The sequence below is a fragment of the Janthinobacterium sp. Bl 1 genome, from assembly GCF_058215535.1.
The window spans coordinates 2,560,520-2,576,734 of the sequence record NZ_CM177086.1; the positions used below are offsets into that span (position 1 = coordinate 2,560,520).

The following is a 16,215-nucleotide window of genomic DNA, read 5'->3' on the forward strand; positions in this document are numbered from 1 at the left end:
TGCGCGGGGCTCGTTATTGTAATTGGCGGCATGGCCGCCAAAGCCTGCGATTTACGCCAGGGTGCCGAACCAGCCGCCATGCGGGGGCAGGATGATCTGCTGGCCATCTTTATTACCTGGCAAGCCGTGACCGGCCAGGTCGGCCGCCGGCGCCGCGTCTGGCCAGGAAAATGTGACGGCTTCCGTGCCCAGGTTGAAGGCGGCCAGGACCGACGGTTGGCCGGGCAAGTCGCGGCGCAGGGCCAGCACGGGTTCCGGCGCATCGAAGAAGACGATGTCGCCACGCAGCAATTGCGGCAGGGTGCGGCGCCAGGCGAGGATATTCTGCGCAAAGCGCAGCGCCGAGCCGTTATCGTGTTCTTCGGCGTCCGCGGCGCGCGCCAGGTGTTCCGGCGGCACGGGCAACCACGGCGTGGTGGTACTGAAGCCGCCATGCGGCGCTTCGGCCACCCACGGCATCGGCGTGCGGCAGCCGTCGCGGCCCTTGAACTGGGGCCAGAACGGGATGCCGTACGGGTCTTGGAGCGCTTCGAAAGGAATGTCCGCTTCCGTCAGGGCCAGCTCGTCGCCCTGGTACAGGCACGGCGTGCCTTTCAGCGCCGCTTGCACGGCCAACACGACCTTGGCCAGCGATGGCGACGGGTTCTCGCCGCCCCAGCGCGTCATGACGCGCACGCTGTCGTGGTTGCCCACGGACCAGGAAGCCCATCCGTCGGCCACTTGCGCTTCGAACTCTTCCACTTGCTTGCGGATGTGCGCGGCCGAAAACTCCGCCGTCAGCAAGTTGAAACTGTAGGCCATGTGCAGCTTATCGGCGCCCGTGTAGGCCGCCATGGTGGCCAGCGCATTGTCGTCGCCCACTTCGCCGATGGAGATGGCCTTGTATTCGTCGAGCACGGCGCGCACGCGCTGCAGGTAGGCGATGTTTTCCGGCTGCGTCTTGTCGTACACGTGCGCCTGCATGCCGTAGGGGTTGATGGCCGACACGCTGCTCGCATCGCGCTGCGCGGCTGGCGGATTGTCGCGCAGCAACTGGTCGTGATACGGGAAGTTGCAGGAGTCGAAGCGGAAACCGTCGACGCCGCGCTCGAGCCAGAAGCGCAGGTTGTCCAGTTGGGCCTGCTGCACGGCCGGATTGTGGAAGTTCAGGTCGGGCTGGCTGACGAGGAAATCATGCAGGTAGTACTGGCCGCGGCGCGGCTCCCATTGCCACGCGGAACCGCCGAACACGGACAGCCAGTTGTTCGGCGCCGTGCCGTCCGGCTTCTGGTCGGCCCACACATACCAGTCGGCCTTGGGATTGTCGCGGCTCGAGCGGCTTTCCACGAACCACGGGTGGTTGTCGGACGAGTGCGACAACACCTGGTCGATCATCACTTTCAAGCCCAGTTCATGGGCGCGCGCCACGAGGCGGTCGAAATCGGCCAGGGTGCCAAACATGGGATCGACGTCGCAGAAGTCGGCCACGTCGTAGCCGAAGTCCTTCATCGGCGACGTGAAGAAGGGCGAGATCCACACGATGTCGGCGCCGAGGGCGGCGATGTAATCGAGTTTTGAGGTAATGCCGGGCAAGTCGCCGATGCCGTCGCCATTGCTGTCGAGGAAGCTGCGTGGATACACCTGGTAGATGACGGCGCTGCGCCACCAGTCGGCGGGCAGGTGGGCGAGATTGTTCTGGATGGTCGGCATGAATGATTTCTTAAAAGTTGCCTGTAGCCGTGGCTATCAGGGCGGCGCTGCTGGTTGGTAGGCGAACGTCTTATTTTAAAATTCAAAGCGCTTTGGGTATGAAATGAGTATAGTTCAAAGCGCTTTGAAAAGTAAAGCGATACACGCGCCAGACATACGATTTTTTTATGAGGGCGTTTCACGACAACCCCCAGGGAGGACTGGGGTCGGACCCTGAGGGGGAATGGTCCCAGTGGGACCCATTCCGATCACGCAGTGACTGACCCCAGCTTTCTGCTGCGGGCCAATGCAATATTTAGCTACCTAATTACCGGCCCCGCCGACTCGCCCGGCAACAGTTCGCACGGCCACAGTTCCTGCAAGTCGGTGACGGGCGTGCCGTCCATCAGGGCCAGCAGCATGTTGATCATTTTTGCTCCTGCGCCGCGCGGGTCGGGCTGGACGATGGTGGTGACGTTGTGGCCGGCCAGGGAATCTTCCATCACGCCCCAGACGATCAGCGACATCTCGCGGCCGATGCTGATGCCCGCGTCGAGTAGGGCGCGCACGGCGCCCACGCCCGACATGTGATTGTCGACGATGACGGCGGTGGGGCGGGGCGAGCGGGCCAGCAGGCGCTGCATGGCCTGGTAACCGGCGCGGCGGTCGTGCGCGTTGTCGACCAGATTGTCCGGATCGACGGCCAGGCCGCCCGCCTGCATGGCGTGCTGGAAACTCTCGACGCGCTGGCGCACGAAGTTCAGGTCAGGCGTGGCGCTGATCAGGCCGATGCGCTGGTGGCCCAGCTGCGCCAGGCGCTCGACGGCCAGGCGCATGCCCGCTTCGTTGTCGTAGTCGAACCACGCATGCGGCTGGTTCAGCTGCGTGCGGCCATGCGCGACGAAGGGCATGCCCTGCTGCGCCAGGTAGGCGATGCGCTCGTCGAACGGTTTCGTGCGCCCGACGATCAGCCCGTCGATGCGGCGGCCCTTGACCATGCGTTCATACGTGTGGAATTCATTGGTGGCCGACGCGGGCGCGATCATCATGTCCATCTGCTGCGCTTCCAGCGCTTCCGACATGCCGCCCACGATGTCGATGAACATGGGGTCGGCCAGGTCGTTCGGCATCAGCGGGTAGATGATGCCGACGATATTCGTGCGCCCCACGGCCAGGCTGCGCGCCATGGGATTGGGGCGGTAGCCGGCCGCCTGCGCGGCGGCCAGCACCCGCTCGCGCGTGCGTTCGCTCACTTCCGGATAGCCATTCAAGGCGCGGCTGACGGTGGTTTCGGATATTCCTAGCGTTTTGGCGAGATTTTTGAGGTTCATGAATGCTGCAGTCGGGGTCTATCGGGTGCGGTCGGGGGCGGTGCGATGACGGGTAGTTTATCTGATAAATGCCGGAATGATCAGGGGTATGGCAAGCGGCGGCAGCGCCCAAAAAAATACGCGGGCAAACCCAGGGGCGCCCGCGCTAAAAGAGGATACTGCTGAATCACTACATTGAAGCTGCCGGCCATCGCGTGCAGCGGCGAAATGGTGGGTCCGGTTACTACCTGCCCCGAAATGAGCGGGCGGTGCTGCTGCCAGTGGCTGGCGCCTTGCGGCATCAGCCAGTGTTGGATGCTCTTACCACCACGACTCGACCTGGAAACCGACCGAGCTGCCATTGGTCTTGCCACCAAACACGCCCGTCGACGACAGCGCCGTTTCCGCGGCGGCGGCCGACTGGGCTGCCTTGTTCCATTTGGCGTAGGTGTAGAAGGCGCGCAGTACGGGACGCGACCAGAAGCTGTTGCCGGCCGACAGTTGCGGCGCGAACGTCAGCTTGGTCAGGTTGCGGCTCTCGCCGCCTTCCGGCTTGACGATGTCGTGGCCCAGTTCCACGGCCAGGCTGTAGTTGTCCGTGAAGTGGTAGATGGGGCGTGCGCCGATCGACGTCCACTTGCTGCTCACGCCTGCCGTTTCCTTGTCTTCGTAGACGAAGGTGCCCATGCCCGACCACGCGCCTTTGGGCTGGATCATGATCTGTTCCGTCAGACGCACGACCTTGTCATCCTTGCTGGCGCCCAGGCTGAAGCCGCCCGTGTTGGCAGCGCTGCCTTTGCCGTACTGCAATGCCACCTTGTTGAAGCCGCCCAGCAGATTGCCTTGCGTATGCATGATGGTCAGCAAGTGGCCGCTGGCGATGGGGGCCGCGCCTTGCGCGTTGCGTTTCTGGTTGAATTGCAGGCCCAGGGTCAGTTCGCCATCGGGGTTGACCTTGATGCCGGAGAAGCGCAAGTCGTGGGACAGGCCCATGCGCTTGCTGTCGCCGTCATCGGCCGTGCGCACGATGGCGTAGGCCAGCTTGGCGGGGCCCAGGTCGATGTTTTCCAGGCCGGCGCCAGGGCCGCTGTTATTCCAGAAGTAGTAATCGGTGATGTGCACGTCCTGGCGGTCGTAGTAGCGCTTGCCGACCCAGGCGCGCGCTTCGGCGAAGGCGCCCGTGCCGATCTTGTCGGCCACCACGTTCATTTCGCGCCACGCCGGGTCCGATTGCTCCCAGTCCTGGTTCTGGTTGACGGAAAACGCCACCAGGGTATTGATGCGGAAAGTGGTGCCGTTGGCTGCCTTGAAGGCTTCGCCGCCGAATTTCAGCTCGCCGTAGGTTTCGCACTCATTGCCCAGACGATACTTGGACGAGGCGCCAGCCAGGCCGAAACACGCTTCTTTGCCGCCTTCGCTGCTGGTGCCGAGGCCCGAGCGGATATAGCCGCCGAAGTCGATTGGCAGGGCGGCCTGGGCCGAAGCGCTCAAGGCCATACGCACGGCGGCAGGCAAAGTTTTCAAGAAGTGTTTGTTCATTGCGTCTCCAGTGTTTTTATAGGTGTGGGATTAGCGCGCGTAATTTCGCACAACCAAAGCGCTTTAGTTATTTTTCAAAGCGCTTTGAGTATAGTTCAAAGCGCTTTGATAAGTAAACTCGTTTTATTCCTTGAAAATTTTGCGGTGTTGCGGAGAAACATCAGGGAGGGCGGCGGCGCGTGGGCGCCGCCGTGTACGGCAGACGGAATGGTGATGGTCGTGAATTATTGCTGCGCCTTGCAGGCGGGCAGGGCGGCCGTGTCCGTTGCTGCACCCGCCGGATGACGCAGGAAGGCCAGTATTAGCAGGGCCGAGGCCGTCGTAATGCTTGCCAGCACATACAGCAAGTGGCGGAAAGCGGCGCCATACGCTTGCGCCAGTTCTCCGGCGTCGGCCTGCGGCAACAGCGCGCCTGCATGGCGTAATTCTCCCAGTGCCAGGAAGGGCGCCGCCAGTGCCGTCTGCTCCAGGGCGAGGCCGGGCACCTTGCCCAAGGCCGCCATCGTGAGCGTACCGAGCAGCGCGCTGACGATGGCCAGCGCCAGGCCTTCACCCGCCACGCGCGTCGTATTGAAGATGCCGGCCGCCATGCCGGCCCGCTCGACGGGCACGACGCTGATGGCCAGGCCATCCATCAAGCCCCACGGCAGACTGATGCCGCAGCCGATCAGCAGCAGCGGCCCGATCAAGGTAGCGGGCGCCTGGCCCGGTGCGCAATTGGACAGCCACAGCAATCCACCCGCCGCCAGCAGCAAGCCGCTGGCGCAGATGTGCGCGGCGGCAATACGTTGCGCCGCCATGCCGGCCAGTATCGGCAGCACCAGCATGGGCGCCGACAGGGCGATCATCATGCGTCCCGCCTCCAGCGCGCTGTAGCCTTCGATGCCGATGAAGCGGGCTGGCAGCAAGACCAGCAGCACGACAAAGGAAAACGCGGGCGCGGCAGCCAGCAGTTGCACACCGGCAAAGGCCGGCAGGCGGAACAGGGTCAAGTCCAGCATGGGCCGCGCCGCGCGCCGCTCCACGCGGATGAACACGGCCAGCAGCAAGGCCGCGCCACCGAGCAGTCCCAGGCTGGCGGCGCTGCCCCAGCCACTATCGGGCGCTTGCAGCAAGCCATAGGTAAACAAGGAGAGTGCTCCCGTAAACGTCAGGGCGCCGGGCCAGTCGACACCTTGCGCCTGCGGGTCGCGCGATTCGCGCATGGCCCGCGCGGCCGCCAGCAGGGCGGCCAGGCCAGCCGCGGCCGTGGCCGCAAAAATGGCGCGCCAGCCCGTGTGGGCGATGAGCGCGCCCGCGAGGAAGGGGCCGAAGGCCAGGCCCACGCCGAAGGCCGTGCCGATCAGGCTGAAGGCGCGCGCACGGGCGGGGCCGTCGAATTCCTGCGCCAGCGCTGCCAGTCCGCTCGACAGGGCCATGGCGCAGCCCAGGCCCTGGACGGCGCGCAGCACGTCGAGCCACACAATGCCGGGCGCGGCCGCCAGTGCCAGCGCGGCGGCGGAAAACACGGCCATGCCCAGCAAGAACACGCGCTTGCGGCCATAGCGGTCGGCCAGCGCGCCGGCCACCATCAGGCAGCCGCCAAAGCTGAGCATGAAGGCGTTCGTGATCCACGCCAGCGCCAGCGGCGTGCCGTGCAGGTCGGCGGCGATGGAGGGAATGGCGATGGCCGGCCCTGTAAAACTGAGCGGCATGCATAGCGCGGCCAGGCAGACGGCTGCCAGCACCAGCGTACGCCGTGCAGTCGCTGGTTTCGGGGCTTGCGCGGGAAGAGTCGTATCCATGGGAATGATTCCAGAAAGAGGGAATCCGATGATAATATGGACGTAATCTGTGAAAAAGTGGCTGAAAATCCGCTCATAACGGACAAATATTCCCTAATAGAGACAGTGAGATCGCATGGATAATCTGAACGGCATTGCCGCCTTCGTGCGCGCGGCGGAAACTTCCAGCTATGTGGCGGCCGGGCGGCTGCTCGGTGTGTCGGCTTCGGCCGTGGGCAAGAGCGTGGCGCGGCTGGAAGAAAAGCTGGGCGTGCGCCTGCTCAACCGCAGCACGCGGCGCATCAGCCTGAGCAACGAGGGCGCGCTGTTTTACGAGCGTTGCCAACGCATCCTGGCCGACCTCGGTGATGCCGAGGCGGAACTGTCGCACCTGGCAGAAGCGCCGCGCGGCAAGCTGCGCGTCAGCCTGCCCGTGATCGGCTACCGCATCATCCTGCCCCTGCTGGCGGAATTTACGCGGCTGTACCCGGAGATCGAGCTCGACCTCGATTTCAACGACCGCCTCGTCGACGTGGTGGCCGAAGGCGTCGACGTGGCCGTGCGCAGCGGTACGCTCACCGATTCGCGGCTGATGGCGCGCGAACTGGGGCCGTTCGCCTTTGCCATCGTCGGTTCTCCCTTGTATTTCGCCGGCCATGGCGTGCCAGCCACGCCGCGCGCGCTGGAAGGGCACGCCTGCGTGCGCTACAAATTTCCCACCACAGGCAAGTTGCAGGAATGGGCGCTGCAGCGCGCCGAGGGCGACAGTGGCGGCGAGTTGCGCTTGCCGACCGCCTTGACTTGCAACAATATCGAAGCCTTGATCGGCGCCGCCACGCAGGGCGTGGGCCTCGCCTATTTACCTGACTTTATCGTGCGTGACGCCATCGCGCGCGGCGAACTGCAAGCCGTGCTGGCCAGCTACTTGCTGCATTCGAGCAAGTTCTGGGTGCTGTGGCCGTCAAGCCGCCACCTGTCGCCGAAGATTCGCGTCTTTGTTGACCATTTGTGTACCCACCTGCATTTCTCTTCGCTCCCTCCCGGCCCCGCGCCACTCCCTTGATGCCCCTGGCCGCCGCCCTGGCGGCAGGTTGGGGAATATTCCTACCCCAAAGCGATTAATCCTAACGCCGCCGAATTTATATTTGCTGCACCGCATCAAGCTATGCCGCACGGCATCAACTTATACCCTTTCTGAATACCCATCATTCGTTATGGAAATTGCCATAAGGAATTTATTTATGTTAATTTCATATCTGTTTCTGCAACGTTGCATCGGCTGGTCGCTGGCAGGGACCTGTGCAGAATTAGGCGCCATAAGCGTGTAGTAACCAACAATTAAGGGATGGTAACCCCGTTCCGTTCAGGGAGTGTGCATGAAGACAGTCACGACGACGACGCCGGATCCGGCGCCAGCTACGACAGCGAAACCGGCCCGCAAAACGGGGCTGCTGCTTGGTGGCGGCGCACCAAATTCCACCCTTATCGCCGGCGCCCTGGCCGCTTTTCTCGACGAGGGCATCGAGTTCGACGTCATTTCCGCCTCGGGCGCCGGCGTGCTGATGGGTTTGCTTTACACGACGCCGCACGAGGCCACACCGCGCCAGGCCTTGCAAAGCTGGGCCGACACGGGCGTGGCCGACAGCATCTACAAGATGATCCCGATCAACTACAAGGTCTTCCAGAAGCCGGGCATGCATGCGAGCACTTTCCGCGACGCCTTCCAGCCGCCAGCCAACAATCCTTTTTTTCAGGCCTTCCAGCAAACGTTTGCGGGCGTGCCCACGGCCTGGTCCGACTGGGGCAAGCTGATGGTGTCGTCGCTGTCGCCATCGGACTTGTCGGCGAAAAGCCTGGGCCTGTGCGCGCATTTGCCCTTCCTTGAAAAAGCCGTGGATTTCTCGGGCGTGGCGCGCATGCGCCCCGATTTCTACATCAATGCCTACAACCTCAGCGAGCACCGCATGCAAATCTGGGGCAAGCACGAGATCGAACCGATCCACGTGCGCGCGGCCCTGTCGTTCCCGTTCCTGTATGCACCGACGACCATCGCTGGCGACGACTACATCGAAGGCGCGGCCCTCGATACGCTCAATTTCGACCCGTTTATCGAAGGCAAGGGCGAGCACCATGACGCCGATACCCTGGTCATCCTCGATATCCTCGGTGACGAACGCTTGCTGCGCAAGCCGCGCAACCTGTACGACGCCTGGGTGCGCTCCATCATCACGCCGCTCGTGAAAATTTCCAAGAGCGAGCTGCGCCTGTTTGAGCTCGAGCACAACACGGATGCGCGCACGGGCCAGCCCAAGCGGCGTTTGCTCAAGCTCGACCTGATGGACGGCATTCCCGAGCAGCACTGGCCCGACACCCTGGACTGGTCCAGTTCGAACATGCAGTTGCTGTTCGACGTGGGCTACAAGGCGGGCCTGGCGTTTTGCCGCCAGCATGGCGACTTGCTGCGCCGCTTGCCCGACGCCGCCCCGCTGGCAGCTTAGCCGCTAGCAAGCGATCCCGGTCACCTGATCGGCAGCTCTTATCCCGCCTGGCTTTGCCAGGCCACTTTTTTACTGTGACACACCATGAATATCACCAAGCAATTAATTCTGACCCTCACCATCGCCTTGCTGGCCCTGCTATTGCTGGGCGCCGGCGGCGCCATCCAGCTGCAGCGCGCCCAAGAGCGTTTCGACACCGTACAAAACCGCATCATTCCCAGCATCCAGGGCTTGAATGCGGCCAAGGGTTTCCTGGCCGATTCGCGCCTGGCCGGCTACCGCCTGTCCGTGTTCTCTAACCTGGCCGACAAGACGGCGCTGGACAAGGCCGTGGCCGACGCCAACACGAATTTCGACAAGATCATCGCCACCTACCGCGCCGAGCGCCTGTACGATGCGACGGACAGCAAGATGCTCGACGCCGACCAGGCCGCCATGGAAGCCTACCGCCGCGCGCTGGCGCCATTCTTTGCCGCCGCCTACGCGGGCGACATGGATGGCGTGCGCGCCACCTTGCTGGCCGGCACGCCGCTGGCCATCACGGCCGCCGCCGCGAAAAAGAGCATGGATGACCATATCGCCTACAACAACAAGCTGGTCGATGACGTGAAGGCGGAAAGCCTGGCCGCCTACGACACGGCGTTCAACACCATGCTGGCCGTGCTGGGCGTGGCCGTGCTGCTGACGGGCGCGCTGGCCTGGCATATTTACCGCACCATCAGCGGCGGCCTGGGCAATATTGAACATACATTGGAAAGAGTCAGCGCTTCGCTGGACCTGTCCGCCGCCATGCCCGTCGAGCGCATGGATGAGGTGGGTCGCACGGCCACGGCCTTCAACAAGTTCCTCGAGCGCATCGTCGGCGTGATCGCCACCGTACGCGCCTCGGCCGATACGGTCAGCGTGGCGGCCGCGCAGATTTCCGCCGGCAACGCGGACTTGTCCGTGCGCACGGAGCAGCAGGCGTCATCGCTGGAAGAAACGGCGTCCAGCCTGGAAGAGCTGACCTCGGCCGTGCGCCAGAATACGGACAATGCGCGCCAGGCGAACTCGCTGGCCGTGTCCGCCTCGGACGTGGCCCGCAAGGGCGGCGCCGTGGTGGCGCAAGTGGTGGGCACGATGGGCTCGATCAATGAATCGGCGAAGAAGATCGCCGACATTATCGGCGTGATCGACGGCATTGCCTTCCAAACCAATATTCTGGCGCTGAACGCGGCCGTCGAAGCGGCCCGCGCGGGCGAGCAGGGCCGTGGTTTCGCCGTGGTGGCCACCGAGGTGCGCAACCTGGCGCAACGCTCTGCGGCGGCCGCCAAGGAAATCAAGGGCTTGATCGAGGATTCCGTCGACAAGGTCAACACGGGCAGCGCGCTGGTTGACCAGGCGGGCGCGACGATGGAAGAAATCGTCGCCAGCATCCGCCGCGTGACGGACATCATGGGCGATATCGCCAACGCCAGCCACGAGCAAAGCGCCGGCATCGAGCAGGTCAACCAGGCCATTTCGCAAATGGACCAGGTCACCCAGCAAAACGCGGCCCTGGTGGAAGAGGCGGCCGCCGCCGCATCGTCGCTGCAAGACCGCGCCGTCGAGCTGGTCGACGTGGTGGCCGTGTTCCGCCTGCGTGGCGATGCCCAAGGGACGGTGTTGAAAGTGGCGGGCGGCTTGCCGGCCCCGGCAACAGCTGCCGCGAGCCGGCGGGTGGCGCTGCCGGGACGTAGTGCTCGCGGCTAAATCTTTTGACCGCTCCGGTTCATTTAAGGGGCGGTATTAGGAAAAAAGCGCAGGTATCCAGCGATGTCAGGTCCGCCTCCAGCACTTTTGTCCTTTGGATGGAGTCGGCCTTCGTTGACCGCTACCTCTTCAAAGTCAAACGGACTGATTCCTTCCAGGCAGGCCACATTGATCCCGAATTGATCGGGTTTTGACCGGCGTTGGTGATGTGTGTATATCCCGCATTTTGAGCAGAAGTAGTGCTTCGCTTGCATGGTGTGAAACTGATAGAGCGTGAGCAATTCCTCTCCAGAAGTGATCTCTATATCCTGAAGCGCCGCAGAAACCGCTATCGCACCGCGCATGCGGCAATAGGAGCAGTTGCAGCGCCGTGCTGTCTTGAGTCCGTCAATAAGTCGAACTTGAAATCTTACAGATCCACAATGGCATGAACCTTGTAACTTTCCATCCGTGTTTTTCATTTTTTTCCTTTCAATGACGGCTTATGGCCGTTCAATCAAAAACAATCCGCTGCCCCAGCTCGAATTCATTCTCATGGCAATAAAACAGGATAAGCGGCGTGTCGTTCGAATAGATCATCGCGTCGTCACGTGACGGCACAAAAACATCGGACCAGTTCTCGATCAGGAACACACTGCTGCAGACGAAGCATTCGTCTTCTCCAAACACCACGACGACCTGCTGAATTCCCGGCACACGGGCGCGTAACCAGCTGCTTGCGGCGGCCACATCGTTTCCGAAGGCGAGCCGCTCGATTGAGTCAACGGTGTCAACGTTCAGGCCGGGATGCGTCTTCGAGTCATGAAGGCCAACCAAATCATAGGCACGGCGAGCTTCCTCGGCATCCAGCCAGACAATATCGGCCGAGTGATGCTGCAGCTCCTGAACCCTCCAATGTGTTGCGTTCATAATTTTCAAAATCTAAGGGCTCTTGGCCAGCGTTTCTAGGGTAGCATCGTGCTCAGGTGTGGATACATGCCTTGTCATTTGTTTCTATAACCAGAATGCAATTATATTGATATTAATAGGGAGATACCCACTGATGCAAATCGAAGAAAGCATCCACATTGCCGTCCCGCCCACGGTCGTCGATCAAATTTGGAGCGAGGTCGACCGATGGCATCAGTGGGATCCGGACACAAAGCAAGCCCGGCTCAATGGGCCATTTGCGGTGGGCACACATGGCCGTATCGTTCCCAGCAAGGGGATGGGCATTCCGATGCTCGTCACGGAGCGCTCCGCGGGCCGCTCGTTCACCGTCGAAGGCTACATCCCTTTGTTCCGCATCCATTTCGAGCACACGGTGGTTGCGGCAGATGGCGGATCGGAAGTCGTTCACCGCGTGTGGTTCACTGGAGCGCTTGCCTTTTTGTTCGGGCCAGGCGTTGCCAGGCAAGTCCGGGACGGGCTTCCCAGGACGATGCGCTCGCTCAAGGCCTATGCCGAGAAGCGCAACGAGACTCTCCATGATGGTGAGGCGGCGCGGCCAGCGCGACAACAGCCTGATAGATAGTTTCCCCTCGTCAATTCCTTGCAAACTGCCGCGTCAAATTAACGTGCCCTTCCCCTCATGATGGAATACAATTCTTGCGTGGCAGCCAGCTTGCCTGGCAAGGCCGGGCACGGCGCCTTTGACCTCGGAAAGATGTTGGCTTATGACTCTGCAGTTCCCCCAGCCGAATGTACCTCTGGCGCCTTGCGCGCCATCCAGTCGTTCCCAACCCCTCGTTTCCCTGTTCGTCCTGACCGTTTTCTGTCTGCTGCCAGCGGCGCCCGTCATGGCGGCTGCGCCCGCCAGCAGCAGCGTCATGCTGGAAGAACTGACGAGCACGGAGTTGCGCAGCCGTATCGACCATGGCGCCACGACCGTGCTCGTGCCCATCGGCGGCGTCGAGCAAAGCGGGCCGTATATCGCGCTGGGCAAGCACAATGTGCGCGCCGGGCTGCTGGCGCGGCAGATTGCGCAAAAACTGGGCAATACCATCGTCGCGCCCGTCGTTTCCTATGTGCCCGAAGGCGCGATTGTTCCGCCGGCCGGCCACATGCGCTTTGCCGGCACGATCTCGATCCCGTCCGCCGCCTTCGAAGCCGTGCTGGAAGGGGCGGCTGCCAGCTTGCGCCAGCATGGTTTCCGCGACATCATCTTCCTCGGCGACCATGGCGGCTATCAAAAAAACGAACAGAACGTGGCCAACAAGCTCAACCGCGCCTGGGGCAAAGCCGCCACCGCCAAGGATGCGCGTGCTTACGCCTTGCTCGACTACTATGACATCACGCAATCGGCCTATATCGCCGAGCTGCAAAAGCGCGGCCACAGCAGCGCCGAGATCGGCCTGCATGCGGGCTTGGCGGACGCGGCGCTGATGCTGGCGACGGACCCGTCGCTGGTACGTAGCGAAGCCATGGCGCACGGACCCAAGCCCGGCGTGGCGGACGGCGTGCGTGGCGATGCCTCGCGGGCGACGGCTGAACTGGGCCAGATCGGTATCAAGCTGCAGGTGGACACGTCGGTGGCCGCCATCAAGCAGCTGCTGCAACGTACTAAATAATTCCGCTGGAAGTGATTAACTTCCGGCTTTTGCAACGAAACGACGCGAAATAACATGAAAAAATTCCAACGACGCACCATCGTCACCTTGTCCGCCCTGGCTGCCGCACTGGCCGGCCTGGGCGTGGCCAGCCAGGTCATCGGCGCCAGCACGCCGGCCCCGGCTGCCGTAGCGCCGGCCGCCGCGTATTCGCCGCTGCCGGGCATGCCACCGCTGGTGGACCCGAAAAACGTGTACGGCAGCATCGCCGGCAGCAATATGAGCCCCGTCGTCAAGGATCACTTGCGCCGCGTCTACGTGCCCAATTTGCGCTCGAACGATGTGTACGTGATCGACCAGGACAGCCTGAAAGTGGTCGACAAGTTCAAGGTCGGCAGCGGCCCGCAGCACGTGGTGCCGTCGTGGGACTTGCGCACCCTGTGGGTGGCGAACAATGCCGAGCGCACGGACAAGGGCAGTTTGACGCCGATCGACCCCCTGACGGGCAAGCCAGGAAAGGAAGTGCCCGTCGATGACCCCTACAATATGTACTACACGCCCGATGGCAAGTCCGCCATCGTCGTGGCCGAAGCGCGCCACCGCCTCGATTTCCGCGATCCGAAGACCATGGCCGTGCAGTATTCGATCGACACGCCCCAGTGCGGCGGCATCAACCATGCCGATTTTTCCAATGACGGCCGCTACGCCATGTTCACCTGCGAGTTCGACGGCACCATCGCCAAGATCGACCTGGTGGGCCGCAAGGTCGACGGCTACCTGAAATTGCAGATGCCGGCCAAGCGCTTTGCCGAGTCCGGTCCCGTGGGCGGCCCGGCGAATGAAATCTGCAGCGTCAAGAAAGGCATGCCGCAAGACATACGCATCTCGCCGGACGGCAAGAAATTCTTTATCGCCGACATGGACGCTGACGGCGTGCACATCGTCGATGGCGCCACCCTGAAGGAAATCGGCTTCATCCAGACGGGCGTGGGCGCGCACGGCCTGTACCCTAGCCGTGACGGCAAGAAATTGTACGTGGCCAACCGCGGCACGCACCGCATCCACGGCAAGCCGAAGGGCAAGGGCAGCGTCAGCGTGATCGATTTCGCCACGGAAAAAGTCGTGTCGAACTGGCCGATTCCCGGCGGCGGCAGCCCAGACATGGGCAATGTGTCCGCCGACGGCAAATATCTGTGGCTGTCCGGCCGTTTCGACGACGTGGTCTACCGCATCGATACGAACAGCGGCGACGTTGCCAAGGTCAAAGTTGGCCAGGAGCCGCATGGCCTGACCGTGTGGCCGCAGCCGGGCCGCTATTCGCTCGGCCATACGGGTAACCTGCGCTAGGCTGGCGCATGGTGCTTCCTGGAGTAACTGCGGCGGATATACAGTCGTGATTGCCTAAAAAGCAATATTGGCGCATACTGTATTTTCCATTCCACTACCTCCAGGGAGCACCATTATGATTCTTGATCACATCGGTTTGAATGTCAGCGATGCACAGGCCAGCAAGGCCTTCTTTTCGGCCGCCCTGGCGCCCCTGGGTGTATCGGTGGTGATGGAAGAGCAGGGCTGGGTTGGCATGGGCAAGGATGGCAAGCCCGATTTCTGGTTCGGCGTGGGCGACAAGCCGCATGCCGGCATGCATCTGGCCTTCGCGGCGGACAACCGTGCCCAGGTGGATGCGTTCTACAAGGCCGCTCTGGAAGCGGGCGGCAAGGATAATGGCGCGCCAGGCATCCGCGCCCTGTACCACCCGAATTACTATGGCGCTTTCGTGCTGGGGCCCGATGGCCACAATGTCGAAGCCGTCTGCCACCGTCCCGAGTCTTGACGTCGGGCATTACCTGAAGAGAGCAGCATGAAGCACAGCGCCACCCTGTTTGCCGACGATGCCGGCCGCTATGCCTATGTCAAAGCGGGTTTTTCCTGGCCGGCCCTGTTCCTGGGCTCGTTCTGGGCCGTCGCCAAGCGCCGCTGGTGGCTGTTGCTGCTCATGCTGGCGATGGATGCCTGCCTGTGGTTTGGCAGCCATCTCGCCACAGGAATGCGCATCGGCCCGATGATGCTGCTGATGGCCGGCGCGGAACTCAGTTACCTGCTGGCGCGTGGCTGGTATGGCAACCGCTGGCTGGAAGCCTCGCTGCGCAGCCATGGCTACAAGCCCGTCGTGCCAGGCACGGGCGCCGTTGGCTGAGCCTGCCTGGCACAAATATCTCCCTCTGTTACTGACGTTTGCCAAGGGCAAGCTGTCCAGTACAAACTTTCTGCGCTGCCTGGCGCACCTTTGATCCAGATCATCCCTCACCTGCGGTGCTCACGTAGCCTTGGGACTCGCGTTGCAAAGCATCTTCCCACCAACCGGATATGTTTTTTCGCGTTTCGTGGCGTAGCCCGGCCGTCTGCCTATCCGTTCTACAGCCGGTGGTGCCGCCATATGTTCACCCAACCGCTATTTAATGAGGAACTCCATGTATCCATATTCCCGTAGTGTTACCCCCGCCGCCAAAAATCACCTGGAAGCCCAACTGGCTTTTTTCAATGGCCTGTCGAAGTCGCTGTTTCAATCGATGCAGCAGTTCAGTGACCTGAACATGCAGCTGGCGCAAGGCTTGCTGGAAGAAACCACGGTCACCAGCCAGAACCTGCTGACGGTCGAGCGCGCTGAAGATGCGTTCCAGGTGGCTGCCGCATCGGGCCAGCCAGCCGCCGAGCAACTGCGCAAGTACCAGCAACAGGTGTCGCGCCTGGCCGCCGATACGCAGGTTGAACTGGCCAATGTGGCAGAGCGTCATGTGAATGAAACGAGCCGTACCGCCAAGGCCCTGGCCGAAGAAGTGGCCCGCACCGCTTCGGAAGAAACGGAGAAAAACGTGCGCAAGCAGCAGGAAGCGATGCAGCGCATGGCCGAACCGTTCCAGGCTTATCAGCAAAACGGCGCCAACCGCGACCAGCAACGTGGCGCACAAAGCCGTGACGGTCAAAGCCTGCAAAGCGCCAGCCACCAGGGCAGCCAGCAGTCGGCCGGCAGCGAAGGCTCGGCCAGCGGCAGCGCCTCGCAAGCGGGCTCTGCACAAAGCAAGGGCAGCACCAGCCGTAAAGAGTAAGCACGAGGCTGCTTGCAGCTGAGCCGTATCGCGAGGGGCGAGCCTTGCTATGCGGCCAGCCAGCACGCGGC

15 protein-coding genes are annotated in these 16,215 nt (G+C 62.5%); 9 read left to right on the forward strand and 6 right to left on the reverse strand.

The genetic code is table 11. From position 1 onward, the window contains the following. Positions 1-51 precede the first annotated feature (51 nt). The 4 genes from AC4BCN_RS11615 to AC4BCN_RS11630 all read right to left on the reverse strand — a co-directional run bounded on the left by AC4BCN_RS11615 (position 52) and on the right by AC4BCN_RS11630 (position 6,301). The gene (locus tag AC4BCN_RS11615; RefSeq protein WP_490493347.1) at positions 52-1,689 is read right to left on the reverse strand and encodes an alpha-amylase family glycosyl hydrolase; all 1,638 of its coding nucleotides are present in this window, start codon (positions 1,687-1,689) and stop codon (positions 52-54) included. 299 nt (positions 1,690-1,988) lie between these two features. Then, positions 1,989-2,999 carry a substrate-binding domain-containing protein gene (locus AC4BCN_RS11620; RefSeq protein WP_436481887.1) on the reverse strand — a complete coding sequence of 337 codons (1,011 nt, stop codon included), beginning with the start codon at positions 2,997-2,999 and terminating at the stop codon, positions 1,989-1,991. 300 nt (positions 3,000-3,299) lie between these two features. After that, a complete protein-coding gene (locus tag AC4BCN_RS11625; RefSeq protein ID WP_490493348.1) occupies positions 3,300-4,517 on the reverse strand; it encodes a maltoporin in 1,218 nt (405 codons plus the stop codon). A gap of 224 nt (positions 4,518-4,741) precedes the next feature. Then, a complete protein-coding gene (locus AC4BCN_RS11630; protein ID WP_490493349.1) occupies positions 4,742-6,301 on the reverse strand; it encodes an MFS transporter in 1,560 nt (519 codons plus the stop codon). 115 nt (positions 6,302-6,416) lie between these two features. On the opposite strand from AC4BCN_RS11630, the gene AC4BCN_RS11635 reads away from it, so the two are divergent. The 3 genes from AC4BCN_RS11635 to AC4BCN_RS11645 all read left to right on the forward strand — a co-directional run bounded on the left by AC4BCN_RS11635 (position 6,417) and on the right by AC4BCN_RS11645 (position 10,509). Further along, positions 6,417-7,343: a LysR family transcriptional regulator gene (locus AC4BCN_RS11635; RefSeq protein ID WP_490493350.1), complete on the forward strand. Its 927-nt coding sequence runs from the start codon at positions 6,417-6,419 to the stop codon at positions 7,341-7,343. Between the two features lie 313 nt (positions 7,344-7,656). Then, the gene (locus AC4BCN_RS11640; protein WP_490493351.1) at positions 7,657-8,778 is read left to right on the forward strand and encodes a patatin-like phospholipase family protein; all 1,122 of its coding nucleotides are present in this window, start codon (positions 7,657-7,659) and stop codon (positions 8,776-8,778) included. An 84-nt stretch (positions 8,779-8,862) separates the two neighbouring features. Beyond that, entirely contained in the window at positions 8,863-10,509 is a 1,647-nt protein-coding gene (locus AC4BCN_RS11645; RefSeq protein WP_490493352.1) for a methyl-accepting chemotaxis protein, read from the forward strand. A 23-nt stretch (positions 10,510-10,532) separates the two neighbouring features. Here the strand turns inward: AC4BCN_RS11645 and AC4BCN_RS11650 are convergent, their stop codons facing one another. Further along, positions 10,533-10,970, reverse strand: a complete 438-nt coding sequence (locus AC4BCN_RS11650) for a GFA family protein (RefSeq protein WP_139092385.1) — start codon at positions 10,968-10,970, stop codon at positions 10,533-10,535. Between the two features lie 31 nt (positions 10,971-11,001). Continuing rightward, the gene (locus tag AC4BCN_RS11655) at positions 11,002-11,418 is read right to left on the reverse strand and encodes a hypothetical protein (protein ID WP_490493353.1); all 417 of its coding nucleotides are present in this window, start codon (positions 11,416-11,418) and stop codon (positions 11,002-11,004) included. 133 nt (positions 11,419-11,551) lie between these two features. Here AC4BCN_RS11655 and AC4BCN_RS11660 point away from each other — a divergent pair, with 133 nt between their 5' ends. The 6 genes from AC4BCN_RS11660 (at position 11,552) to phaP (ending at position 16,144) form a co-directional block, all read left to right on the forward strand. Then, the gene (locus AC4BCN_RS11660; RefSeq protein ID WP_490493354.1) at positions 11,552-12,022 is read left to right on the forward strand and encodes an SRPBCC family protein; all 471 of its coding nucleotides are present in this window, start codon (positions 11,552-11,554) and stop codon (positions 12,020-12,022) included. A 265-nt stretch (positions 12,023-12,287) separates the two neighbouring features. Further along, on the forward strand, positions 12,288-13,058 hold the full coding sequence (locus tag AC4BCN_RS11665) for a creatininase family protein (protein WP_490493355.1): 771 nt from the start codon (positions 12,288-12,290) through the stop codon (positions 13,056-13,058). 54 nt (positions 13,059-13,112) lie between these two features. Beyond that, positions 13,113-14,384, forward strand: coding sequence for a YncE family protein (locus AC4BCN_RS11670; RefSeq protein WP_490493356.1), 1,272 nt, complete (start codon positions 13,113-13,115; stop codon positions 14,382-14,384). 115 nt (positions 14,385-14,499) lie between these two features. Further along, positions 14,500-14,871, forward strand: a complete 372-nt coding sequence (locus AC4BCN_RS11675) for a VOC family protein (protein ID WP_081368210.1) — start codon at positions 14,500-14,502, stop codon at positions 14,869-14,871. Between the two features lie 27 nt (positions 14,872-14,898). Continuing rightward, positions 14,899-15,234 carry a hypothetical protein gene (locus AC4BCN_RS11680; protein ID WP_051991844.1) on the forward strand — a complete coding sequence of 112 codons (336 nt, stop codon included), beginning with the start codon at positions 14,899-14,901 and terminating at the stop codon, positions 15,232-15,234. 274 nt (positions 15,235-15,508) lie between these two features. Further along, positions 15,509-16,144, forward strand: coding sequence for a TIGR01841 family phasin (gene phaP, locus AC4BCN_RS11685; RefSeq protein WP_128139779.1), 636 nt, complete (start codon positions 15,509-15,511; stop codon positions 16,142-16,144). Positions 16,145-16,215 lie beyond the last annotated feature (71 nt).